At 70.4% G+C, this 23398-nt stretch carries 20 protein-coding genes; 12 read left to right on the forward strand and 8 right to left on the reverse strand.

What is annotated here, in order from left to right; all coding sequences use genetic code 11:
* Positions 1–402: 402 nt before the first annotated feature.
* The 8 genes from ACGFNU_RS01545 to ACGFNU_RS01580 all read left to right on the forward strand — a co-directional run bounded on the left by ACGFNU_RS01545 (position 403) and on the right by ACGFNU_RS01580 (position 11636).
* Positions 403–1671 (forward strand): glycosyltransferase family 2 protein, encoded by a 1269-nt coding sequence (locus ACGFNU_RS01545; protein ID WP_392589271.1) that lies wholly within the window; start codon positions 403–405, stop codon positions 1669–1671.
* Between the two features lies 1 nt (position 1672).
* Positions 1673–3802 (forward strand): right-handed parallel beta-helix repeat-containing protein, encoded by a 2130-nt coding sequence (locus ACGFNU_RS01550; protein ID WP_392589272.1) that lies wholly within the window; start codon positions 1673–1675, stop codon positions 3800–3802.
* A gap of 113 nt (positions 3803–3915) precedes the next feature.
* On the forward strand, positions 3916–5793 hold the full coding sequence (locus tag ACGFNU_RS01555; RefSeq protein WP_392589273.1) for a right-handed parallel beta-helix repeat-containing protein: 1878 nt from the start codon (positions 3916–3918) through the stop codon (positions 5791–5793).
* Between the two features lie 58 nt (positions 5794–5851).
* Positions 5852–7051, forward strand: coding sequence for a nitrous oxide reductase family maturation protein NosD (locus ACGFNU_RS01560; RefSeq protein ID WP_392589274.1), 1200 nt, complete (start codon positions 5852–5854; stop codon positions 7049–7051).
* On the forward strand, positions 7042–8373 hold the full coding sequence (locus ACGFNU_RS01565) for a UDP-glucose dehydrogenase family protein (RefSeq protein ID WP_392589275.1): 1332 nt from the start codon (positions 7042–7044) through the stop codon (positions 8371–8373). Before ACGFNU_RS01560 ends, ACGFNU_RS01565 begins: the two co-directional genes overlap by 10 nt.
* A 166-nt stretch (positions 8374–8539) precedes the next feature.
* Positions 8540–9325: a sporulation protein gene (locus ACGFNU_RS01570; RefSeq protein ID WP_392589276.1), complete on the forward strand. Its 786-nt coding sequence runs from the start codon at positions 8540–8542 to the stop codon at positions 9323–9325.
* A gap of 58 nt (positions 9326–9383) precedes the next feature.
* A complete protein-coding gene (locus ACGFNU_RS01575; RefSeq protein ID WP_392589277.1) occupies positions 9384–10841 on the forward strand; it encodes a hypothetical protein in 1458 nt (485 codons plus the stop codon).
* Between the two features lie 27 nt (positions 10842–10868).
* Positions 10869–11636 (forward strand): SDR family oxidoreductase, encoded by a 768-nt coding sequence (locus ACGFNU_RS01580; RefSeq protein ID WP_392589278.1) that lies wholly within the window; start codon positions 10869–10871, stop codon positions 11634–11636.
* A gap of 95 nt (positions 11637–11731) precedes the next feature.
* Here ACGFNU_RS01580 and ACGFNU_RS01585 read toward each other — a convergent pair whose 3' ends face one another.
* On the reverse strand, positions 11732–12079 hold the full coding sequence (locus ACGFNU_RS01585; RefSeq protein WP_392589279.1) for a MerR family transcriptional regulator: 348 nt from the start codon (positions 12077–12079) through the stop codon (positions 11732–11734).
* 546 nt (positions 12080–12625) lie between these two features.
* The gene (locus ACGFNU_RS01590; RefSeq protein WP_392589280.1) at positions 12626–13237 is read right to left on the reverse strand and encodes a rhomboid family intramembrane serine protease; all 612 of its coding nucleotides are present in this window, start codon (positions 13235–13237) and stop codon (positions 12626–12628) included.
* Between the two features lie 155 nt (positions 13238–13392).
* Here ACGFNU_RS01590 and ACGFNU_RS01595 point away from each other — a divergent pair, with 155 nt between their 5' ends.
* Both ACGFNU_RS01595 and ACGFNU_RS01600 read left to right on the forward strand, forming a co-directional pair.
* Entirely contained in the window at positions 13393–14319 is a 927-nt protein-coding gene (locus ACGFNU_RS01595) for an NADPH:quinone oxidoreductase family protein (RefSeq protein WP_392589281.1), read from the forward strand.
* A gap of 82 nt (positions 14320–14401) precedes the next feature.
* Positions 14402–15541 carry a hypothetical protein gene (locus ACGFNU_RS01600; RefSeq protein ID WP_392589282.1) on the forward strand — a complete coding sequence of 380 codons (1140 nt, stop codon included), beginning with the start codon at positions 14402–14404 and terminating at the stop codon, positions 15539–15541.
* A gap of 16 nt (positions 15542–15557) precedes the next feature.
* Here the strand turns inward: ACGFNU_RS01600 and ACGFNU_RS01605 are convergent, their stop codons facing one another.
* Entirely contained in the window at positions 15558–15878 is a 321-nt protein-coding gene (locus ACGFNU_RS01605) for a WhiB family transcriptional regulator (protein ID WP_392589283.1), read from the reverse strand.
* 111 nt (positions 15879–15989) lie between these two features.
* Here ACGFNU_RS01605 and ACGFNU_RS01610 point away from each other — a divergent pair, with 111 nt between their 5' ends.
* Together ACGFNU_RS01610 and ACGFNU_RS01615 are read left to right on the forward strand one after the other, a co-directional pair.
* A complete protein-coding gene (locus ACGFNU_RS01610; protein WP_392589284.1) occupies positions 15990–16460 on the forward strand; it encodes a GNAT family N-acetyltransferase in 471 nt (156 codons plus the stop codon).
* 117 nt (positions 16461–16577) lie between these two features.
* Positions 16578–16868, forward strand: a complete 291-nt coding sequence (locus tag ACGFNU_RS01615; protein WP_392589285.1) for a hypothetical protein — start codon at positions 16578–16580, stop codon at positions 16866–16868.
* Between the two features lie 133 nt (positions 16869–17001).
* Here ACGFNU_RS01615 and ACGFNU_RS01620 read toward each other — a convergent pair whose 3' ends face one another.
* The 5 genes from ACGFNU_RS01620 to ACGFNU_RS01640 form a co-directional block, all read right to left on the reverse strand.
* Positions 17002–18105, reverse strand: a complete 1104-nt coding sequence (locus tag ACGFNU_RS01620; protein WP_392589286.1) for an NAD(P)-dependent alcohol dehydrogenase — start codon at positions 18103–18105, stop codon at positions 17002–17004.
* Positions 18106–18122: 17 nt separating this feature from the next.
* The gene (locus ACGFNU_RS01625; RefSeq protein ID WP_392589287.1) at positions 18123–19610 is read right to left on the reverse strand and encodes an aldehyde dehydrogenase family protein; all 1488 of its coding nucleotides are present in this window, start codon (positions 19608–19610) and stop codon (positions 18123–18125) included.
* Between the two features lie 143 nt (positions 19611–19753).
* Positions 19754–22066: an ATP-binding protein gene (locus ACGFNU_RS01630; RefSeq protein WP_392589288.1), complete on the reverse strand. Its 2313-nt coding sequence runs from the start codon at positions 22064–22066 to the stop codon at positions 19754–19756.
* 37 nt (positions 22067–22103) lie between these two features.
* Positions 22104–23003, reverse strand: a complete 900-nt coding sequence (locus ACGFNU_RS01635; RefSeq protein ID WP_392589289.1) for an HAAS signaling domain-containing protein — start codon at positions 23001–23003, stop codon at positions 22104–22106.
* Positions 23003–23338: a PadR family transcriptional regulator gene (locus ACGFNU_RS01640; protein WP_392589290.1), complete on the reverse strand. Its 336-nt coding sequence runs from the start codon at positions 23336–23338 to the stop codon at positions 23003–23005. The genes ACGFNU_RS01635 and ACGFNU_RS01640 overlap by 1 nt, the downstream gene beginning before the upstream one ends.
* Positions 23339–23398 lie beyond the last annotated feature (60 nt).

The raw sequence follows: 23398 nt of genomic DNA on the forward strand, positions 1-23398 counted from the left end.
GCGGATCACACCGGACGCCATGGACGGAAAGATCGTGACGGATATCACAGCCCGTTCTCGAACGACATTCGGTGAGCCTTCGAGAAACGGACACCCAAGTCTCAAGGCGGCACCGAGGTCCAAATTTCCCCTCGGCCCACCATGACAATGTTTCGAGCACGTGGCGGAGAACGGTCCACTTGATTGCAGGACGGTCACACGGGAGCTTTTTTCCCTTCGTCACTCAACGCGCTCGGTGAAAGATCGGCAACTCCCCGGGCCTCTGTTGCAGGAGTGGCCAGATGTGGCAATTGAGAATTGGACCTGCGACCCCCCAGTCTTGCTGGGTTGGCTCGGGGCCATTGGAGGGCGCAGGGGTGTGCGCCCCTCTCCCGACGCCGTGCGACGGGAGAGGGGACGCAGTTGTCGGCTGTCACGGGGTGGCTGAACGACGCCTGGGAGACGATCCAGGACGCGACGGCCGGGGGTGACTGGCGCAGATTCGTGCCGCTCGGGCTCGCGGGCCTGCTGGTGTGGTCGCTCTGGCTCTACCGGGTGGTCCTGTCGCGCATGGACAAGCCGGTCGTCAACAATTTCCGCACCACCGTCTCGGTGGTCGTGCCGTCTTATCGCGAAGATCCAGATATCCAGTTGAAATGCCTGGAGAGCTGGCTGGCGCAGAATCCGACCGAGATCATCATGGTCGTCGATGTGGGTGATCACGAACTGCAGCGGCGGCTCGCGGAGCTCACCGATCCGCGGCTGGAAGTGCTGGTCTACGAACACTCCGGCAAACGTTCCGCGCTGGGCGTCGGCATCCGCGCGGCGCGCGGCGAGCTCGTCGTGTTCGCCGACTCCGACACCTGGTGGCAGCCCGGCCTGCTGGACGCGGTCCAGATGCCGTTCGAGGACCCGCAGGTCGGGGGCGTCGGCACGCAGCAGAACGTCTACCAGCGCACCACCAGCGTCTGGCGCCGGATCGCCGACTGGCTGGTCAACCTGCGCTACTACGACTACGTGCCCGCCATGGGGAGCAAGGGCGGCGTGGCCTGCCTGTCCGGCCGCACGGCCGCGTACCGCCGCTCGGTGATCCTGCCGGTCGTCGGCAACCTGGAGAACGAGTTCTTCCTGGGCCGCCGGTGCGTCGCGGGTGACGACGGCCGCCTCACCTGGCTGACGTTGTCGCAGGGCTACAAGACCGTGCACCAGTCGTCGGCCCGCGCGATCTCGATGTTCCCGGACACGTTCAGCGCGTTCGTCAAGCAGCGCGTGCGGTGGAGCCGCAACTCCTACCGCTGCTACCTGACGGCCCTGTGGAAGGGCTGGCTGTGGAAGACGCCGTTCGTCACCAAGGTCACCGTGCTGCAGATCCTGCTCACCCCGGTCACCATGGGCGTCACGCTGGCCTACCTGATCTTCAGCCGGACCCTGGACAACCTGCACCCGCTGGGCATCGCGCTGGCGATCGGCTGGGTCATCCTCGGCCGGGGCGTCCGCGGCTGGTCGCATCTCAAGCGCCACCCCGCGGAGGTCCTGCTGCTGCCGCTGACGGCGCTGGTGATCATCATGATCTCGCTGCCCATCAAGCTGTACGCGTTCATGACCATGAACAGGCAGGGCTGGCTGACCCGCACGTCCGACCAGGTGGGCGGTGCCGGCCAGAACGCCCAGTCCTTGCAGGGAGTTGCGTGACGTGGGGATACGCCACTCGCTGAGCCGCTCTTCGCACCACTCGCTGAGCCGTTTCCTGCGCCTGGGGTCCGCGCTGGGAGCGACGTCGGCCCTCGGCGCCGGAATCCTGGCATGCCCTGCCGCGGCCGCGGAGCCACAGCCGAGTCCGAGCCATACCGCCGGGTCACAGCCGAGCCCGCCTGGTACCGCGGAGCAGCAGCCGGACTACGCGAAGCAGGCCGCGCTGGTCGACCAGGAAGACCAGCGGATCATGCAGACCCGGTCCGTGCTCACCGCGATCCTGCAGATCGGCGGCAACGCGACCGCGCAGTGGAAGCGGCCGCAGCTGTTCGGCTCCGCCCACGGCAAGACCCTGGTCCTGCCGCCGTCCATCAGCGGCAAGGCCTACACGGTGGCCGACCTGGAGAAGTACGGGGGCAAGTACTTCCAGAAGCAGTCCGACGGCTCGTACCTGCTGGGGGTGCACGTCTTCCTCGCGGACGGCGCCGAGCTGGTCCTGAGCAACCCCGCGGGGCCGCTCGTCATCCGGATGGGCAGCCTGCCGGGGGCGTTCAGCTCGATCGTCAGCTTCGGCGGCAGCATCAAGGTCGAGGGCACGCCGCGCCAGCCGGTCAAGATCACCAGCTGGGACGCGCGGCTCCGGCGGCCCGATACCCAGGTGTCCGACGGGCGCGCCTACATCCGCGCGGTCGGCGGCGACTTCAAGATGAAGTACGCCGAGGTGTCACATCTCGGCTTCTACTCCGGCCGCACCGGCGGCATCGCCCTGACGGGCACCGACCGGCCCGCCAGTGCCGTCAAGCGGCTGAGCAAGGAGCAGCGGCACGCCGCCAAGCAGCGCCGGCTGCAGAAGAACAAGGAGGGCGGCACGACGGGCGGCGGCGGGCCCGGCGACCTCGAGACCGAGCAGCCCCGCGGCACCGCCACCCACATCCCGGCGGCCGATCTGGTCACCGGCGCCATCGACCACAGCACGATCAGCGGCAACGCGTTCGGGCTGTTCGTCTCCGGCTCCAACCAGACCCAGATCACCGGCGACACGATCAAGGACAGCCTGGTCGACGGGCTGGTGCTGCACCGGTTCACCAAGAACGCCAACGTCCACGGCACCACGGTGACCGGCAGCGGCGGCGACGGCTTCGTGCTGTCGCGCGCCACCGAGAAGATCCGGGTCACCGACTGCACGGCCGAACGCAACGAGGGCAACGGCTTCACGGTCAACGGCCAGGCGCTCGCCGACGGCCCCTCCGCCTCTGGCGAGTCGCTGGAGCGCTTCGGTGACAGCTCGGTCAACAACAGCGTGGCCAGGGACAACGGCCGCTATGGCGTCGAGTTGCTAGGCGGCGACAAGCTCGCCGTGCAGCACAGCAAAATCATCGGTGGCGCGATGGGCATCGTGGTCCGGGACGGCGCGTCCGGCGTCCAGATCTCCGGCAACCAGCTGAGCGGGCAGAGCGAGCAGGGCATCGCGCTGCGCGACGGCGTCCGCGACGCCAGCCTGGCGGGCAACACCGTGGTCGGCGCGCGCACCGGCATCTACCTGCGCAATGCCAGCGGAACGCTGGTGGGCAACGTGGTGAAGGGGGCCAGCGCGCACGGCATCACGCTCGTCGGCGACGCCAAGGGCTCGCAGGTGCGCGACAACACGCTCAGCGGGTCAGGCACCAGCGCCGTGAGCGCGTCGCGCGCCCACGGCAAGGTGAAGCGCGCGGACAACAACACCGAGGGCTGGAACGACACCGCCTCGCTGTGGACCAAGGCCAAGCGGTATGCCAAGCCGATGAACCTCATCTGGTTCGGTGTCCTGTCGCTCGTGATCCTCTCGATGCTCCGGGCCCGCGGGAACGGCGGGCTGCGCGTCCGCCGCGTCGGCGTTCACCCGTACGAGCTCCAGCGGCCGCTGGACGAACGGCCGGTGATCGCACTGCCCCGCCGCGTCGAGGCCGCCGCCAGGGCCACGGCGCAGGCCGTCTCCCACCGGCTGCACGGCCCCTCACCCGCACACGGCTCCCGACCGCTGCACGGATCCCATCACCACCTGCCCGACCTGCTCAATCTGACCGGATCTGATCTGGTCCGCGCCTCGACGCGGCAGAGCGCCCCCCGCCCCGAAGGTGAGGGGCTCGAATGAACGAACACCCGGGGGATCCGGCCCAGCCTGAACCTCAGCCTGAAGTTCGACCTGAACCTCGACCCGAACCTCGGCCTGAAGCACCGTCGCTGGACGAGCCGCCGCCCAGAAAGATGCGCAAGGGCAAGGTCCTGACGACCGTGCTCGTGCTCGGGCTGGTCGGCGGCGGCACGTACACCTACGAGCGTTACGTTGCCAGCCGCACGCCCGACCTGCCCGCGGTCAACGACGTCGCGCCCGAGGCCGCGCGCCAGCAGGCGACGCTCGTCGACGCCGAGGATCTGCGGGTCATGCAGGTCCGCGCCAAGCAGGACTCGGACCTGGCGGCGGGCGGTTCGCAGGCGGCCCAGGCACGCCAGCCGAGAATCCTCAGCTCTGCCAATGGGCGGACGCTGGTATTGCCTCAGCGACGCCAGCCCTACTACGTCCAGGAGTTGGCACGCCTGGCCGGGCAAGACTTCCAACGCCAGAGCGACGGCTCCTACCTGCTGGGGGTCAACATCTTCCTGGCGGGCGGAGGCAAGCTGATTCTGCAGAGCGCCTCGGGACCGCTGACCATCCGGATGCGCAGCGTCCCCGGCTCGTTCGTCTCGATCGTCAGCGCGGGCGGCAGCGTCCGGGTCAACGGGTCGGCGCAGAACCCGGTGCGCTTCACCAGCTGGAACAGCGAGACCCGCAAACCCGACACGCAGGTCGCCGACGGCCGCGCGTACGTGCGCGCGATCGGCGGCGAGTTCACGATGAAGTACGCGCAGATCTCCGACCTCGGGTTCTGGAGCGGACGGACCGGCGGCATCGCGCTGACCGGTTCCGACCGGCCCGACACGGCCGCCGAGCAGCTCCCCGGCACCGGCGGCGTGCACGGCGGCATCCGGCTGCCGAACGGCGGCACCGACACCACGACGGGCGGCCGCGAGGAGATCGAGGTCGTCCCGGCCGGCGTGCCCAAGGGCAAGGCCACCGGCTTCTACGTGCCCGCGGCCAACCTCGTCACCGGGACGATCGACCACACCACGGTCGCGGGCAACGCGTACGGGATCTTCGTGACGGCCTCCAATCAGGCGCAGATCAGCAATGTGTCGATCACCGGCAGCCTGGTGCACGGCGTGCTGCTGCATCGGTTCGCCAAGAACGCGGTGATCGAGAACACCACGGTCACGCGGAGCCGCGGCGACGGCTTCGTGCTGTCGCGCGGCACCGAGGGCGTGCGCGTCACCAACTGCACGTCCGGCGGCAACGGCGGCAACGGGTTCACCCTCAACGGCCAGCCGCTGGCGGACGGCCCCTCCGCGTCCGGCGAGACGATCACCGCGTTCGGCAACAACCTGGTGAGCGGCGCGACGATCAGGAACAACCGGCGGAACGGGGTCGAGATCCTCGGCGGCGACACCGTCCAGGTGCAGAACAGCCGGATCAGCGGCGGCGACATGGGCATCGTGGTCCGGGACCGCGCCGCCGGCGTCCAGCTCGTCGGCAACCAGATCAGCCGGCCGGGGCGGCAGGGCATCGTGCTGCGCGACGGCGTCGACGGCGGATCGGTCTCCGGCAACATCATCACCGGCGCCCAGACCGCCCTGTACCTGCGCGACGCCGCCACCACCATCAGCGGCAACACCGTGCAGTCCGCGCACCGGCACGGGCTCACGCTCAAGGGGAACGTGGCCGGCACGCGCATCGCCGGCAACACCCTGAGCGGTTCGGGGCTCAGCGTGATGGACGTCGACCTCGCCAAGGGCCGCTACGCCAACGTCAACAACAACGTCGCCGGATGGCACAAGACCACGGGCTTCTGGACGTGGGTCAAGCGCGTGTTCAAGCCCATGAACGTGATCTGGTTCAGCGTGCTCATGCTCGTGGGCGTCTCGATGTACCGGTCGCGCGCCACCGCCGGGCTCCGCGTCGGCCGCCGGGGCGTCCACCCGTACGCGCAGCAGGCGAAGCTCGAAGAACGCCCCGCCCGCCGGCTGGAGCGCGCCTCCACGGGGTCATGACGGGGCGCCCGGCCGGATCAGAGATGATCTTCAGGAGCCCGGAAGGAGAAGTCCAGGGATGAAGTCCATGCTCGAGCTGAGGTCCAGGCTCGATCTCAAGTTCATCGCCGGGCTGACGATCGGCGCGGTGCTCATGGCCGTGCTCGCGATCTTCGTGGCCGGGCTGAGCGGCGACGGCGGGGATCCCGGCAACGCCGCGGGTGGCGCGACGACCGGAACGGGCGGCGTGCCGGGTGCGGCGCCCGAGATCACCGAGGGCGGCGGCGGAGACGGAGGGGATGACGGTGGTGGGGACGGAGGCAGCGACGGTGGCGGTGGCGCGCCATCGGGCGAGCCGTTCACGCTCCCGGTGCCCAGCGGTCCAGGGAAGGTCTCATGCCCCGGCGCGACCACGACCGTCGGCGACGCCAAAGAACTTGAGCAGGCGCTGGCCGCGGCGCAACCCGGCGACGTGATCAAGATGGACGCGGGCACCTACGAGGGCCAGTTCGTGGCGCGGACATCCGGCACCTCGGCCAAGCCCATCTTCCTCTGCGGCGGCCCGGACGCGGTCCTCGACGGCGGCGGGGTCAAGAAGGGTTACGCGTTCCACCTCAACCGGGCAAACCACTGGCGGCTGATCGGGTTCACGGTGCGCGACAGCCAGAAAGGTGTGATGGCCGACACCAGCAACGGGTCGATCATCCAGGGGCTGACCGTGCACGAGATCGGGGACGAGGCGATCCACCTGCGCAACTTCTCCACCGGCAACACCGTCCAGTACAACAAGATCTTCAACACCGGGCTGCGCCGCGAGAAGTTCGGCGAGGGCGTCTATCTGGGCACCGCCGAGTCCAACTGGGAGCAGTTCTCCGGCGGCAAGGTCGACAGGAGCGACCGCAACGTGGTGCGCGGCAACGTGATCCGGGCGACCGCCGAGGCGATCGACATCAAGGAGGGCACCACCGGCGGCCGCGTCACCGGCAACGTCTTCGACGGCTCGAAGACCGGCGGCAGCAAGCACAACGACTCGTGGATCGACGTCAAGGGCAACGGCTACCTCATCGAGGGCAACACGGGCGTCGGCACCCCGGTGGACGGCTTCCAGACCCATGAGATCGTCGACGGCTGGGGCACCGGCAACACCTTCCGCGACAACTCGATCGACCTCGCCGGCGGCAAGGGCGTCGGCATCAACGACACGGCCGGCGGCAACACGATCGCCTGCGACAACAAGGTCAAGGGCGGCCGGCTGACCAAGAAGGGCACGTGCTCATGAACGAAACCCCGCGCCTCACCGTGATCGGTACCGGCTACCTCGGCGCGACCCACGCGATCTGCATGGCCGTGCTCGGCTACGACGTCCTCGGCGTGGACGTGGACGAACGAAAGATCGCCAGACTCGCCTCCGGTGAGGTCCCGTTCTTCGAGCCGGGCCTGCCCGAGCTGCTCGCCAAGGCCCTCGAATCGGGACGGCTGCGTTTCACGACCTCGTTCGCCGAGGCTGGCGAGTTCGGCGACGTGCACTTCGTCTGTGTGGGCACCCCGCAGCAGCCCGGATCGGACGCGGCCGACCTCACCTACGTGGACGCCGCGGTCCGGTCCCTGGCGCCGCATCTGGACCGCCGCACCCTGGTCGTCGGCAAGTCCACCGTCCCCGTCGGCACCGCCGCCCGGCTGACCGACGTCCTCCAGGAGCTCGCTCCCGCCGGGGCGGAGGTGGAGCTCGCGTGGAACCCGGAGTTCCTGCGCGAGGGCTTCGCCGTCGACGACACGATGCGTCCCGACCGGCTGGTCTTCGGCGTCCCCTCCGCGTGGGCGGAGGAACGGCTGCACGACGCCTTCCGTCCCATCCTGGACCTCGGCACCCCGGTCGTGCGGACCGACCTCGCCACCGCTGAGCTGGTCAAGGTGGCGGCCAACTCGTTCCTCGCCACCAAGATCTCCTACATCAACGCGATGGCGGAGGTGTGCGAGGCGGTCGGCGCCGACATCAAGGACCTGGCCGACTCGCTCGCGCTGGACGACCGCATCGGCGGCAAGTTCCTCAAGCCGGGCCTGGGCTTCGGCGGCGGCTGCCTGCCCAAGGACATCCGGGCGTTCGCCCACCGCGCCGAGGAGCTCGGCGTGGGCCAGGCCGTCGCGTTCCTGCGCGAGGTCGACGACATCAACCGGCGCCGCCGGGCCCGCACGGTCGACCTGGTCCGCGAGCTGCTCGGCGGGACGATCTCCGGCGCCCGGATCGCCTGCTGGGGCGCCGCGTTCAAGCCCAACTCCGACGACATCCGCGACGCGCCCGCCCTGGACGTGGCGCGCACGATGCACGGGCTCGGCGGGCGGGTGCGCGTCTACGACCCGGCCGCGCTCGACAACGCCCGCCGCGCCTTCCCCGAGCTGCGGTACGGGGAGAGCGCGCTCGACGTGGCCGAGGACGCCGACGTCGTGGTGCTCCTCACCGAATGGGCCGACTTCCGCGAGGTCGCCCCGGACGCGCTGGCCACGGTCGTCAGGCACAAGCGGATCGTGGACGGCCGGCACGCGCTGGACGCGACGCAATGGCGCGAGGCCGGCTGGGAGTACCGGGCCCTGGGCCGCGCCTGAGGCTCCTGGGGTGCGCCTGAGGCCGCTTCCGCGGCCGCGCTGTCCGCTACCGGACCGGCCCGCGCGAAGCGATCCTGATGCGCCGGGCACCTGCGGGAACGTAACCTCCGGTACGGGCGTCTAGTGGACGAGGGCGTGATCACGCCCGACACGGGAGGGGAACGACATGGTCTTCAAGAAGCTGCTGCAGGCGGCCGGCGTCGGCGGTCCGGAGATCGAGACCGTCCTGCACAACCCCAACACGACGCCTGGCGGCACCATCACCGGCGAGATCACCATCATCGGTGGCAAGCACGACTCCGACATCATCGCGGTCAACCTGGCGCTCAAGACCCGCGTCGAGGTCGAGTCCGGCGACAACGAGTACACCTCCAACCTGGAGTACGCCAAGCTGCCGGTCGCGGGCAGCTTCCGGCTGGACGACGGCGCTCGGCACACCGTCCCGTTCCAGTTCCCCATCCCGTGGGAGGCGCCGCTCACGCACTTCTACGGCCGCGCGCTGCACGGCACCACCGTCGGCCTCGCCACCGAGCTCGAAGTGGCGAAGGCGGTCGACGCGACCGACCTCGACCCGATCGCGGTGCACCCGCTGCCCGCGCAGGAGCGCATCCTGGCGGCGTTCTCCAACCTGGGCTTCCAGTTCCGCAACGCCGACTGCGAGAAGGGCCGCATCTGGGGCGTCCACCAGGAGCTGCCGTTCTACCAGGAGATCGAGTTCTACCCGCCGCAGCAGTACGCGCGCGGCATTAAGCAGCTCGAAGTGACGTTCGTCTCCTACCCCACCTCGATGGAGGTCGTGCTGGAGCTCGACAAGCGCGGCGGCTTCATCTCCGAGGGCCACGACGCGTTCTCCCGCTTCACCGTGGACTTCGCCACCGTCGACCACACCAACTGGGAGCAGCAGCTCGACGGCTTCCTGCAGCAGGCGGGCCGCCGCCGGGGGTTCTTCTAGATCGAAATCGCGCCGACGCACTTGATCGCGAGGGGGATCCACCATAGAAAGTGAGCCCGTGGCCGAACCCCCTGGATTGAGCGCTACCGAACGACGGCTCTGGCGGGCCTTCCCGACGGGAGCGGAGGTCGTCCTCGGCGACGACGTCCCCGCCGGGCCCGACCCCGACCGGATCGTCCGCGCCGAGGTGATCACCCAGTTGCTGCTGGGCGCGTGCGGGACGCGCGACGGTTTCGTGCCCGCGGTACGGCTGCGCGGCGCGTACGTCATCGGGCGGATCGACGTGAGCGGCGGCACGGTCGAGTACGAGCTGCGGCTGGAGTCCTGCCGGCTGCTGGAGGCGCCGAAGTTCTCCAACTGCACGACCCGCCAGCTACGGCTGTCGGATTGCCGGATGCCGGGCTTCGACGGCGGCGGGCTGCACGCCGACGGCTACCTCAGCCTGTCGGGGACGGTGGTCGAGGGCCAGATCCGGCTGCCGCGCGCGCACCTCACCGGCGGCTTCCGGATGAACGGCACGAAGGTCACCGAGACCGACCCGGAGAAGTGGGCGCTGTTCAGCGGCGGGCTGGTGGTCGACGCCGGCTGCTTCATCCGGGACGCCGAGATCACCGGCGGGATGCGGCTCGTCGGCGCGCGGATGAGCGGCGGCCTCTTCATGGAGGGCACGGTCCTGCGCAACCCGGGTCGCCTCGCCCTCGACGCCCAGAACATGATCGTCGACGACGCGGCCGAGTTCAGCCGGTACTTCCGCGCCGAGGGCACCATGCGGTTGCGCGGCATGCGGGTGAACGGCACCCTCTCGTTCTCCCGCGCGTACCTCGACTCGTGCGATCCCGAACGCATGGCCTTGCACGGCAGCCATATGCACGTGGACGAGCTCATCCTCTGGCCGGAGGAACGCGTCAAGGGGACAGTGAGCCTCGCCGACTCCCGCGTCGGCGTGCTGATGGACTCGCCTGACATCTATCCCGAGAAGATCTGGCTGAACGGCCTGGTCTACGACTCGCTCCAGGGCGGCGAGTTCAAGGACCGCCTTCGCTGGGTCGACCGGGACAACCAGTTCCACCTGCAGCCGTACGAGCAGCTCGCCGCCTGGTACCACGCCATCGGGCACGACAACCTCGCCCGCCGCATCCAGCTGGCCAAGCTGCGTGCCCGCCGCCGTGCCCTCAACCCGATCGGCAAGGCGTGGAACCTCCTCCTCGACTGGACGGTGGGCTACGGCTACCGCCCATGGCTGGCGTTCGCGTGGTTCGGGACGCTGGTGGCCGTCGGCACCACGGTGTTCTCGATCCACCATCCCCGGGGGATCAAACAGCCCGCTGAGCAGCCCGCGTTCCATGCGTTCGTCTACACCCTGGACCTGCTGATCCCGATCGACACGTTCGGCCAGCAGCAGGCGTTCGACCCGACCGGCTGGTCTCGCTGGGTGGCCTATGGCCTGGTCGCGGTCGGCTGGGTGCTGGCGACCGCGCTGATCGCCGGCGTGACCCGCGTTCTACGCCCTAACTGACCGAGAGATCCGCGAGAATGGGGCGCCATGGGCACCTATCTGATCACCGGCGCTACCGGCGGCATCGGCAAGGCGGTGGCGGAGCTGCTCCGCGACCGGGGCCATGACCTGATCCTGACCGGTCGTTCCCCCGAACGGCTCGCCACGCTCACCAAGGCGCTCGGCAGCGGAGCGCACGCGCAGACCCAAATGATCATCCGGGACCACAACGGCGAACCGGGCGCGGTGCGCACCGGGGCGCCCGGGCGCGCCACGGTCCAGACGATCACCCTCGACCTGACCGGCCCCCGGCGCCTGGAGGCCGCCCTGGCCGAGACGGCCATGCCCGACCGGCTGGACGGCGTCGTCCACAGCGCCGGAGTCGTCGATCTCGGGCCGGTGGCCGAGCAGGACGCCGACCACTGGATCGACCAGCTCATGGTCAATCTCGTCTCGGCCGCCGAGCTGACCCGCATCCTGCTCCCCGCGCTGCGTGCCGCGCAGGGCCATGTCGTCTTCGTCAACTCGACCGCCGGGCTCCAGGCCCACCCCAACTGGTCGGCCTACGCGGCGAGCAAGTTCGGGCTCCGCGCCCTCGCCGACTCGTTGCGCGCCGAAGAGACGGCGTTGCAGGTCACCACGGTCTACCCGGGCCGCACCGCCACCGAGATGCAGCAGAAGGTCCGCGCACAGGAAGGCGAGCCCTACAACGCCGCCGACTACGCCGACCCCATGTCGATCGCGCGCGGTGTGCTGGCGGCCCTGGAGATGCCGCGCGACGCCGTCGTCTCCGACATCACCGTCCGTCCGAGCTGAGCCCCGTATCCGGCGCGCCGCCCGCCTCCGGGACCGCGGCTGCCGCCCTCCACACCCGGGCGCTGCCGCGCGAGCGTCAGCGCCCGGCAGGACGATCAGCGGTCGGCGGCCCGCCGTCGCTGGAGTTCGGCGTTGATGCGCTGGGCCTCGGAGAGCTGGTCTTCGAGGATGATGATGCGGCAGGCCGCCTCCAGCGGGGTGCCCTGGTCGACCAGTTCACGGGCACGTTGCGCGAGGCGGAGCTGGTAGCGGGAATAGCGGCGGTGCCCGCCGCCTGAACGTTGCGGCGCGATGAGCTTGGCGGTGTCCAGACTGCGCAGGAACGCGGGGGTGACACCGAGGATCTCCGCGGCACGGCCCATGCTGTAGGCCGGGTAATCGTCGTCGTCGAGCTTGTCGTCAAAGGTGTCGCCATGGGGAGCGACCGGTTCGGATTGGTTCATAAAGCCTTCCGTAACGCCAACGGGGGCCCCGGCGCCAACTGCGGCACCGGGGCCCGATGAGGTTCAACACCATCTGCCGGCCTTCGGGCCGGCGTCTGTACCGCGTACGAAACGCGGGGATCGCGAATGCGTGACCGTAGACCACCGTCCAATCTGTGACTGCGGTACCCGCGCGGCGTGACTGGAGCCTGCAGCGGGCGATCCTGATGGCGTTCAACACTCCCTTCTCTTGCCTACCTACTTTTCCTTTTCAAACGGCGGCCCGTCTGGCCGCTCCGGGCCCACTCCGGTCAGCTACGGAAGCCCCTTGCCTTGCGCTGGCTCCCGTACGCCTGACCTGGACCCATCCATCACCGGGCAGTTCATCCTCTGCCACGTCTCATGGACTTTGTTCCACGTCGATGACAAGAACTATACCTGCATCCCGCTGGAATATCTACCGGGGCGGTTGCAGATTATTGGGCATGCTGAGGTCAGGACTCGATCCGGTGGAGCGACCGGGCGCTGAGGGACTGCCTCAGACTGCCGGGCCGGTGCGGGGCGGCGTCAGGCTTCGACGGGAGTGCGGCGACGGCGAAGGGTCCAGGAGGCCAGGACGCCGCCGATGAGGCCGAAGAGGTGGCCCTGCCAGGAGATGCTGGGGTCGCTGGGCAGCACTCCGACGATGATGCCGCCGTAGAGGAGGACGACGCCGATCGCGATGGCGATGTCGAGGAGCCGGCGTTCGAAGAGGCCGCGCCCCAGCAGGTAGCCGAAGTAGCCGAAGATCAGGATGCTGGAGCCGAGGGTGTTGGCGGAGCTGGTGAACCAGACCCCGAGGCCGCCCACCACGATGATCAGCAGGTTGGCCGCCAGGAACTTGGCGACGCTGCGGGCGGCGGCGAGGAAGCCCAGGATCACGAACGGGACGGTGTTGCCGACGAGGTGCTCGAACCCGCCGTGCATGAACGGGGCGGTGAAGATGTCGGGCAGATCGTCGACGTCATGGGGCTGGATGCCGAACCGGTCGAGCGCGCCGTTCATCGTGTAGTCGGCGATCTCGAGCACCCACATGACGGCGGTCATGGCGCCGACCAGGGCGAGTGCGGAGACGGCGCGCATGCCGTGGGTCGCCAGTCCTTCGGAGCGATGCCTCTCGGGGACCGCCGGATAACTCATGTGTGCCGCCCGTGCTCGTGGCCCTGCCGTCAAAAGTTGAACGTACGCCCGCCCGCGTTGGTGCCCGGGCCGATCTCCTTCATACCTGGCGAACAAGATTCGGTTTCGGCCATATTGGGCCAATGCGCGCTGTGCGGTGTGAAGAGCCGGGCTCCGTGACCGTGACCGAGATCAAGCCGCTCGAACCGGGCCCCGGACAGGTGGTCATCACGGTCGAGGCGGCCGGGGTCAACTATGTGGACGGGCTGTTCGTGCACGGCAGGTACCAGATCAAGCCGCCCCTCCCCTTCGTCCCCGGCTCCGAGATAGCAGGCACCGTGACCGCTGTCGGGCCGGACGTCACCGGGCCCGCCGTCGGGACCCGGGTGCTGGCCGGCTGCGGTCTCGGCGGTTTCGCCGAGCAGGTCGTGGTGCCCGCGGCGGCGGCCGTGCCGATCCCGGACGAGCTCGACGCCGCACGGGCCGCCACGTTCACCCAGAGCTACTGCACCGCGCTCTCCGCGCTCCGCGAGCGAGGCGGCCTGAAGCCAGGCGAGAACATCCTCGTTCTCGGGGCCGGAGGCGGCGTCGGCCTGGCGGCGGTCCAGGTGGCGAAGGCGCTGGGAGCCAGAGTCCTGGCCGGGGCCTCGACCGAGGGCAAGCGCGACGCGGCCCTCGCGGCGGGTGCCGACGCGGTGCTCGACACCTCCACGGACGTCAAGTCCGCCGCGCGGGCCTGGTCGGAGGGCGGGGTCGACCTCGTGTACGACCCGGTCGGCGGCGCGCTGGCCGATCCTGCCCTGCGGGCGCTCCGCGAGAACGGCCGGTACCTGGTCATCGGCTTCGCGTCCGGCACGATCCCGGCACTGCCGCTCAACCAGGTCCTGCTGCGCAACCGGGCCGTGGTCGGCGTCGACTGGGGCGCGTGGTCGGGGTCCAACCCGCAGGCGCAGCGCGCGTTGCTCAACGAGCTGCTGCGACAGGTGCGGGACGGCCATCTGGACCCGGTTCCGCCCCACACCGAGCCACTGGACGCAGCGGGCAAGGTATTGGACGACCTACTCAATCGCCGGGTCATCGGCAAGGTCGCCCTCCTCCCCTGACCGCCCTCGGTCACGGCCTCCCCCTCAAGATCGGCGCGGCTTTACCTTGGGGCGAGCTCACTTCCACTCCGGGAGGCCGCCGGTGAAGCTCCGCCCCTCCGTTCTCCGCAGACTCGCGTGCGCGGCTGGCGCCGCGTCCCTCCTCCTCGCGCCGACCGCCGTCCTGGCCGCCAACGCGCCACCGCCGTCCAAGGTCCTGTCCCGCTACGAGACCGCCGCCGCCGGCAACGTCGTCAGCCGCGACTGCGGCTACAGCACCAAGGCGCCCGGCACGACCGACCAGGCCCTGTGGATCTTCTGTGACTCCTCCTGGAGCGGGACGTTCTCGGGCTTCTGGCTGGGCGTCACGGCGGCCATCGGGCCGTACACCGCGGGCCAGGTCCCCACGACGCTGACCGAGATCCCGACCCCGACCGCCCCCATCAACGCGCCGAGCAACCGTCCGCCCGCCGGGCTGCTGCCCGTGCCGGCCGGGCTCGTCCTGCCGAACGGGGACGACTGCCAGGTACCGGGCTCGTCCTACCCGGCGTCGTGGGCCTCGGGTGTGGCGGGGCAGCCGTCCGGCGGCGCCAAGGTGCTCATCCCGTACGCCGACGTCTGCGTCCATGGCGGCGGAATCACCGCCGAGCGTTACGGCCTGGTCGAGTACAACCCGTCGACCAACACCCTCAGCGGGCAGAAGCAGGTCTTCTCGTCCACGACGCAGCTGCCGTTCCAGAAGATCCTCGGCTCGCCGATCTTCTCCGGCGGCTTCCTCTACCTCTTCGGCTACATCTGCGACTCGCAGGCCTTCGGTGCCTGCGGGAGCGGCCGCGTCACCCTCGCCCGCGTGAACGCGACCGCCTCTTCGTGGGGGACGGGGACCAACTACCGGTACTGGACGGGGTCGGCTTGGGTCGCCGACCACAACGCCGCGACGTCGATCCTTCCCGGCGCGAAGCCCCTGGCGGTGCACGCCGAGAACTTCGGGGCACTCGGCAAGGGCTTCGTGATCGTCGAGCAGACCGACATCGGCGGGAACTTCCGGATCTGGCGTTCGAGTTCGCTCACCGGCGGCTGGAGCGTCACCCGGACCGGCACGGCACCGTGCGGCGACCAGTCGGGCCTCGATCTGTGCCGGGCGTACTTCGGCCACCCGGCACTCAGCACCTCGGCCAATCTTCTGATGTCCTACTACGACCCGGCCAACGACCACGTGAACGTGATGGCCGTTCCCTGGTAGATCAAGCCGCGGTAGGTCAGGCCGCCTGCTCGTGCTCTTCGACGTCGTCGCGTACGGAGATCACGGGCAGGCGGCGCCGTGCCGGGGCGTCGGCCCGGCGGCGCAGGTGCCGGCGTTCCTCGGGAGTCGTCCCGCCCCAGATCCCGTCCGGCTCGCCGACCCGCAGCGCCCACGACAGGCAGTCGGTGGTCACCGGGCAGTTACCGCAGATCTCCTTGGCCTTGCGCTGCTGGTCCTGGAGCACCTCGGCCGAGTAGCCGATGGGGAAGAAGAGGTCCGGGTCGGCGCCACGGCAGATGGCGCGGTCCGTCCAGTGGTCCTCGTTGGTGGCTTTCATGACACGCCTCGCGGAGAGTCGGGGTGGTTGTCCACTCAACGTAGTACTACAACCCGTAGTACTACAAGCCACGGTGACATTTGCTACACAACGTCCGGATACCCTGTGGCCGTGCACCCCGAAGTCACCTTCCGCGCCGCGACCAGGGACGACGTCCCCGCGATCGTGCGCCTGCTCGCCGACGACCCGCTGGGCGCCACGCGCGAGACCCTCGGCGAAGAGATCCCCGACGCGTACTGGAAGGCCTTCGACGCGATCGAGCACGATCCCGGCAACACCCTCGTCGTCGCCGTCATCGACGGCGACATCGCGGGCACGATGCAGCTCACCTACATCCCCGGCCTCACCTACACCGGTGGCGAGCGCGCCCAGATCGAGGGCGTCCGCGTCGCCGCCGAGCAGCGCGGCCACGGCGTCGGCCAAGCCATGATCGACTGGGCCATCGACCAGGCCCGCGCCCGCGGCTGCCGCGTGGTGCAGCTCACCACCGACCGCCAGCGCCCCGAGTCGATCCGCTTCTACCAGAAGATCGGCTTCCGCCCCTCCCACATGGGCATGAAGTACCACCTGAAGGACGGCTGAGGGTTTCCACGCCTCCAGGGGCGGCGAGATCTCCCAAGAATCTACTTGCCTGCTGTCATTGTTCGATTACAGATGGCTACTAGATGGGTGACCGGTTCCGACCCTCAAGGAGCACGGATGAACCTCCCCATCCGCCCGGCGGCACTGATCGTGGCCGTCGGCGGCACCATCGCGCTCGCGGCCCTCACCGTCGGCACGATTCTGTCTTCCCAGCAGACGGCCGCGCCCGACACGCACGCCAAGCGGCCCCAGAGCGCCCCCACCGAAAGCGTCGGCGACTCCCTCAGCGACACCGTCGGCAGCGTTGGCAGCACCGTCGGTGATCTTGTCGATGGCCTTCCCGTCGTGGGCACACCAGCACCTACGGACACGCCCATGCCCGCGCCCACGAACGCGACAACCCCCTGAATGTGGGCCATGGGCATGAAGTTCCACCCTCACTAGGCGCGACGACGCCCCGGCACTGGGGAACTCAGAGCCGGGGCGTCATCTCCCCCCAACGCCCGGCGACCTCCCGAGGTGACGAAGGCGCCGGGCGCGCTCAGAACCAGACCACCGGCTTGATCGTCCGGCCCTGGTGCATGTCGTCGGCGGCCTGGTCCAGGCCTTCCAGCGGGTAGTGCCGGACCAGCTTCTCCAGTGGGAGCCGGCCGCGCCGGTGCAGGTCCACCAGCTGGGGCAGCAGGGTCTCGGGCTCGCCGTCGCCGAGCGTCACACCGACGATCTTCTTGCCGGTGAGCAGGCCCTGGACGTCCAGGGACACCTCGGTGCCCGCGGGCGGGGCACCGACGACCGCGCAGGTGCCGCGGGCGGCGAGGGTGTCCACGGCGGTGCGCAGCACGCCCGGGTTGCCGGTGGTGTCGATGGCGTGGTCGACGCCGCGGCCGTGGGTGAGCTCCAGCAGCGTCTTGGCGGTGTCGACCCAGCCCACGTCGATGGTGTGGGTGGCGCCCAGCTCGGTGGCGAGGTCCAGCCGGGCGGGGACGCGGTCGATCGCGAAGACGGCCTTGAGGGGCAGCTCGGTCGCCGCCATGATCGCCGCGAGGCCGACCGCGCCGGCGCCGAACACCGCCAGCGTCGAGCCGGGCGCGGGGCCGAGGATGTTCCAGACCGTGCCGAAGCCGGTCTGCACGCCGCAGCCGAGCGGCGCCAGGATCTCCAGCGGGGCGTCCTGATCCACTCGGACGGTGCTGCGCTCGTCGGCGAGGGCGTGCCGCGCGAACGAGGACTGGCCGAAGAAGTGCCCGCCGACGGGGTCCCCATCGCGGTGCGCCGTGGGGCTGCCATCGTCACGAGTGCCGTTGATCAGGTTGCTCGGCAGCCAGCTGTCGCAATACGCGGGATGCCCGCCGCGGCAGGCCCCGCAGTGCCCGCACGAGGTGAAGCTCAGCAGCACCTTGTCGCCCGGCCTGACCTTGGTGACGCCCGCGCCGACCCGCTCGACCACGCCCGCGCCCTCGTGACCGAGGATGCCGGGCAGCCGGAACGGGATGCCGCCCGCCCGGACGGTGAGGTCGGTGTGGCAGAGCCCGGCGGCGACCATGCGGACCAGGACCTCGCCGGCGCGCGGTTCCTCCAGGGACACCTCCCGCACGGTGAACGGTGCGCCCGGCTCCTCGACGATCGCGGCCGTGGTGGTGATCATGCGGTTTCCTCCAGTGATCAGGCGAGCGAGACCACGACGGACTTGGTCTGCAGGTACTCGTCGAGCCCCTCGGGCCCGTTCTCCCTGCCGTAGCCCGACTGCTTGTAGCCGCCGAACGGCATCGCGACGTCCAGGACGGCCCACGCGTTGACCCAGACGATCCCCGCCCGCAGCGCCGCCGCGACGCGGTGGGCCCTGCCGATGTCGCGGGTCTGCAGGCCCGCCGCCAAGCCGAAGGGAGTGTCGTTGGCCAGCCGGACGGCCTCCTCCTCGGTGTCGAACGGCTGCACCGTCAGCACCGGCCCGAAGATCTCCTCCTGGACGTACGGCGAGGACTGCTCCACACCGGCCAGCACCGCCGGGGCGGCGAAGAAGCCGCCCGAGCCGCCCGGCACCGTCCCGCCCCCGAGGACGCGCACGCCCTCGGCCCGGGCGCGGTCCAGATAGGATCTGACCTTGGCCAGATGCTTGGGACCTGCCATCGGCCCGACCACGGTGCCCTCCGCGAACGGGTCGCCGACGGGGATATGGGCGCACGCCTGGCCGAGCGCTTCGAGTACGTCCTCGTAGACGGGACGTTCCACCAGCAGGCGGCTGCCCGACATGCAGAACTGCCCGGTGTTGAACACGAACGCCGAGACCGCGGTGTTGATCGCGGCCTCCAGATCGGCGTCCGCGAAGATGATGTCGGCGCCCTTGCCGCCCAGCTCGACGGTGACCTTCGTGAGGTTCTGGGCGGCGGCCTGGGCGACCAGCCGGCCCACGAGGGTGGAGCCGGTGAACGCGACCTTGTCCACCCGGGGGTCGGCCACCAGCGCCTGCCCGGCGGTGGCGTCACCGGTCACCACGTTGAACACCCCGTCGGGAACGCCCGCGTCGCGCAGCACCTCGGCCAGCCGTAGCGCGGTCAGCGGGGTCTCCTCGGCGGGCTTGTGCACGACCGTGTTGCCGGCGGCCAGGGCGGGGGCGATCTTCGTCGTGGACAGGATGAGCGGGAAGTTGAACGGGGTGATCGCCGCGACCACGCCGATCGGCTCGCGGCGCGTGTAGGCCAGCGCCGGCGCGGTCGTGGGCCGGGCGGCGCCCGCGAGCCCGGCGGCGAGGTTGCCGTAGTACTCGAAGGTCTCGACGGCCGTGGGGATGTCGGCCGTCCGGGTGAACATGACCGGCTTGCCCACGTCCAGGGATTCCAGCTCGGCGAACTCCGCCGCGCGGGCGCAGAGGATCTCCGAGGCCCGCAGGAGGATCCGGCTGCGTTCCCGGGGATGGAGGTTCGCCCAGCCTCCGTCGTCGAAGGCGGTGCGCGCCGCGGCGACGGCACGGGCGGCGTCCTCGGTGCCCGCGTGGGCGACCGTGGTGATGGCCGCGCCGGTCGCGGGGTCGAGGATCTCGCGCGTGGCTCCGTCCGCCGCCTCGACCCACTCACCGCCGATGAACAGCCGTCCCGGTGCGACGTCGATGTCCCGTCCACCCGGAGCGGTCGCCGGCGTCCGAGTCGCCGTCATGTCGTCCACCTCCTCCGTCACCGCGATCGTCGCGATCAGTCGGTGCTCACGGCAGATTCACACACCGGGCATATCGCGGAGATGCGTAGAAATACCCCTTCGGGTACCTGTCCGGCCCGCAGGGGGTGGGTTCCCTCGACAGCTCAGGAGCGGGCGCGCTGCTCGGCCACCCAGGCGGCGATCTGAGTCCGGCCGGTGAAGCCCAGCTTCGCCAGGATGTGCTCGACGTGGCCGTCCACGGTACGGATCGACAGCACCAGCGCCTCCGCGATCGCCCGGTTGCTCATGCCCTGGGCGACCAGGTCGGCGACCTCCCGTTCGCGCGGGGTCAGCGCCGGTTCCGCTTCGCCGCCAGAGGCCGCCGCGGCCTGGGGCTCTTCGTCGAGCGCGTGCGCGATCGCCTGCGCGACGGTGAGGTTCTCGGTGCCCGCGACGGCGGCGCGGTACTGGGCGTCGCGCAGCGCCCGGCGCGCCGCCTGCTCGCAGCGGCCATGGTGCGCCGCGAGGTGCGGGCCGAACGCGGCGATCGTCGTGCCGACCTTCTGCCAGATGGAGCCCGCGGCGCCGAGCAGGTGCGCGGCGCGGGTGAACTCCGCCCGCGCGGCCGCGAGCCAGGCCAGCAGCTCGATCATCAGCGCGGCCCCGACATGGTCGTTGAAGCCGCGCTGGATCGACAGGGCCTCGCGGGTCCGCACCGTCGCGGCGGCCGGGTCACCGCGCTGCCAGGTGCCGAAGCCGATGACCCACAGGATGTACGAGCGGACCCAGCGCTCGCCGCACTCCTGGCTGATCGCCAGCGCCCGCTCGCACGTCTCCGCGGCGCGGCCGAGCTCCCCCGCGTGCGCCAGCGAGATCGCCAGCTGGAACATCGACATCAGGGAGCCATGGGTGTTGCCCGACTCCCGCAGGGTCACGACGGACTCCTCGAAGCGCGCGATCGCCTCCGGCAGGTCGCCCTTGAACAGCGCCGCGGTGGCGCGCAGGCTGGTGGCGACCGCCTGGGCGGTCCGGTCGTCCACCTCCTTGGCCAGCGCCTCGCACTCCGCCAGCCGGGACTTGGCGACGTCGAGATCGCCCTGCAGGAGGGAGACCCAGGCGGCGACCCACAACGCCGTGGCCCGCTCCGCGACCGGCTGGCCGGGCAGGTCCAGCGCCCGGTCGACCCAGCGCCGCCCCTCGGGGAGGAATCCGTCGGCGTACCAGTGCTGCCGCAACGCCGCCGTCATCAGCAGCGCGGCCCGCGGGCCCTCCGGATCGGATATGCACAGCTCCAGCGCGGCGCGCAGGTCGCCGTGATCGGCGCGCAGCCGCGCCAGGGCCGCTTCCTGGCCAGGGCCGCACCAGCCGTCGGCCACGCGCTGGGCGCGCGCCAGATAGAAGTCGCGATGCCGCCGCCGCAGCGCGGTCTCCTGACCGGACGCGGCGAGCCGTTCCCGACCGTACTGCCGGATGGTCTCCAGGAGCCGGAACCTGACCCCCGCGTCACGGTGCTCACCGATCACGATCGACTGCGCGACGAGCTGATCGACGAGATCGACGATGGCCGCGGGCTCCAGCCCGTCCCCCGAGCAGATGCCCTCCGCCGCGGGCAGGTCGAACCCGCCGGAGAACACCGACAGCCGCGTCCAGAGCAGCCGCTCCTGCTCCGAGCACAGGGCGTGGCTCCAGTCGATCAGGGCGCGCAGGGTCTGCTGCCGGGGCAGCGCCACCCGGCTGCCGCTGGTCAGCAGCGCGAACCGGTCTTCCAGCCGATCGACGAGCTCCGCCACCGACAGCACCCGCAGCCGCGTCACGGCCAGCTCGATCGCCAGCGGGATGCCGTCCAGCCGGGCACAAAGCCGGGCCACGGCGGCCTGGTTCCGCTCGGTGACGGCGAACCCGGGATGGACGGCCGCCGCCCGTTCGACCAGCAGGCTCACCGCGTCGTACCGGCCGAGTGCCGCGGCGTCCACGGCGTGCTCGGGCACCGACAGCGGCGGCACCGTGAACAGATGCTCGCCGGTGATCGCCAGCGGCCGCCGGCTCGTGGCCAGCACCCGGACGCCGGGCACCGCCCGCAGCAGCCCGTCGGCGAACGCGGCGCAGTCGTCGAGCAGGTGCTCGCAGTTGTCCAGGATGAGCAGCGTCTGCCGGCGCAGCAGGAGCTCGGCCACCTTCGCGGCCGGCGGGCGGGTCGACTGGTCGAGCACCCCGACCGTGTTGGCCACCGTCTGGGCCACCTGCGAACCGTCCTCGAGGGCCGCCAGGTCGACCAGCCACACGCCGTCGGGAAAGGACCGGCGGGACTGGGCTGCGGCCTCCAGCGCGAGGCGCGTCTTGCCCACGCCGCCGACCCCCGTCAGCGTCACCAGCCGCGAGACCGACATCAGCCGGCGGACCTCGGTGAGCTCGCGCCGGCGCCCGACGAACGTGGTGACGGCGACCGGCAGGTTACCCGTCGGAACCGGTGCGGTCATCAGACCTCCATCATAAGGACCGCACCCAGGTCGCGGGCTAGCCGAGAACGGCCCGGAAAGCCTTGATCACGTTGCTGGCGCTCACGGCCAGCACGCCCAGGGCGGTGACGGTGTAGAACGAGTCCAGCACGGTGACGTCCGCCAGGAAGGCCGGAGAGAAGAACTCCTTCTGGTAGACGATCCAGGCCAGTGGCAGCGCGTAGACCGCCGTGGCGCCGACGTATCCGGCGACCAGCGGGAAGGTCCAGCGACGTACGCCGATCCGGACCACTTCGAGGGCCACGAGCCCGGCGAGCCCCGCGAGAACGGGCCAGATCCACCCCGACCACAGGGCCGGGTCGAGCACCTGCGTCCGCTCGCCGGACTCGGTCCGGAAGGGCTCCGCCACGTGCTGCCAGACGATCAAGCCGATCAGCAGGACGTTCCAGGCCACCGACGCGCCCGCGGCGAGCCCTCCCTTCTCCGGGTCCCGGACGTCGGGCAGGTCGTCGGGAGTCCAGGTCTTCACGGCGGCACGTCGCGGAAAACGGTCGATGAGGGCGAACACGACGGTGAGCCAAGCGACCATCTGGGCTCCCACGACGAGCACGGTGCCGATGCCCGTGCCGATCGCGGCGCCGGCGTCCTTGTCGTCGAGAACGTCGAGCGCCACGGAGGCGGCGGTGATCAACGGGAGCACGGTCCACAACAGCAGCTTCAGCAACCGCAGGTACGCCGGGTAGAGGCCGGGCCCGATCAACGCGAGCGGCCGGCCCGAGTAGCCGGCGGCCAGCCGGACCGGGTCGCCCATCTCCATGAGCACCTCGCGTTCGGCCGAGCCGCGCGCCTCGACGGTGTCGGCGATCGTCGCGCGCAACTCGTCGGCGATGTCGTCGCGCTGCCCGGCGGGGATCCGCCGGACCACCTCGTGCACATAACGGTCTGTCAGGGGGGTCATCAGTTCTCCATGGTCAGTCGTGAGATCGAGGCCACCAGATCGCTCCACTCGCGGACCAAGCCGTCGCGCACCTCGGCGCCCGTGGGGCTGACCTGGTAGAACTTCCGCGGCCTGGACTCGTCGGTGTTCCACTCGCTGGTGAGCAGGCCCTGCTTCTCCAACCGGCGCAGGAGGGGATACAGGGTGTTGCCGTCAACGGTGATTCCGGCGTCATTGAGCGTCTCCAGAAGCGCGTAGCCGTACTGCGGCTCCCTGAGCAACGCCAGGCAGGCCAGGACGACCGTGCCGCGGCGCAGCTCCTGCGCCTGGCTCAGGATCAGTTCTTCAGAGGACACGCGTCACACGATACTGTGTGACACACACTATTGTCACTCGCGAGTGCTCTGGGTCACCCG

The organism is Spirillospora sp. NPDC048911 (genome assembly GCF_043198015.1).
Lineage (GTDB): Bacteria > Actinomycetota > Actinomycetes > Streptosporangiales > Streptosporangiaceae > Spirillospora.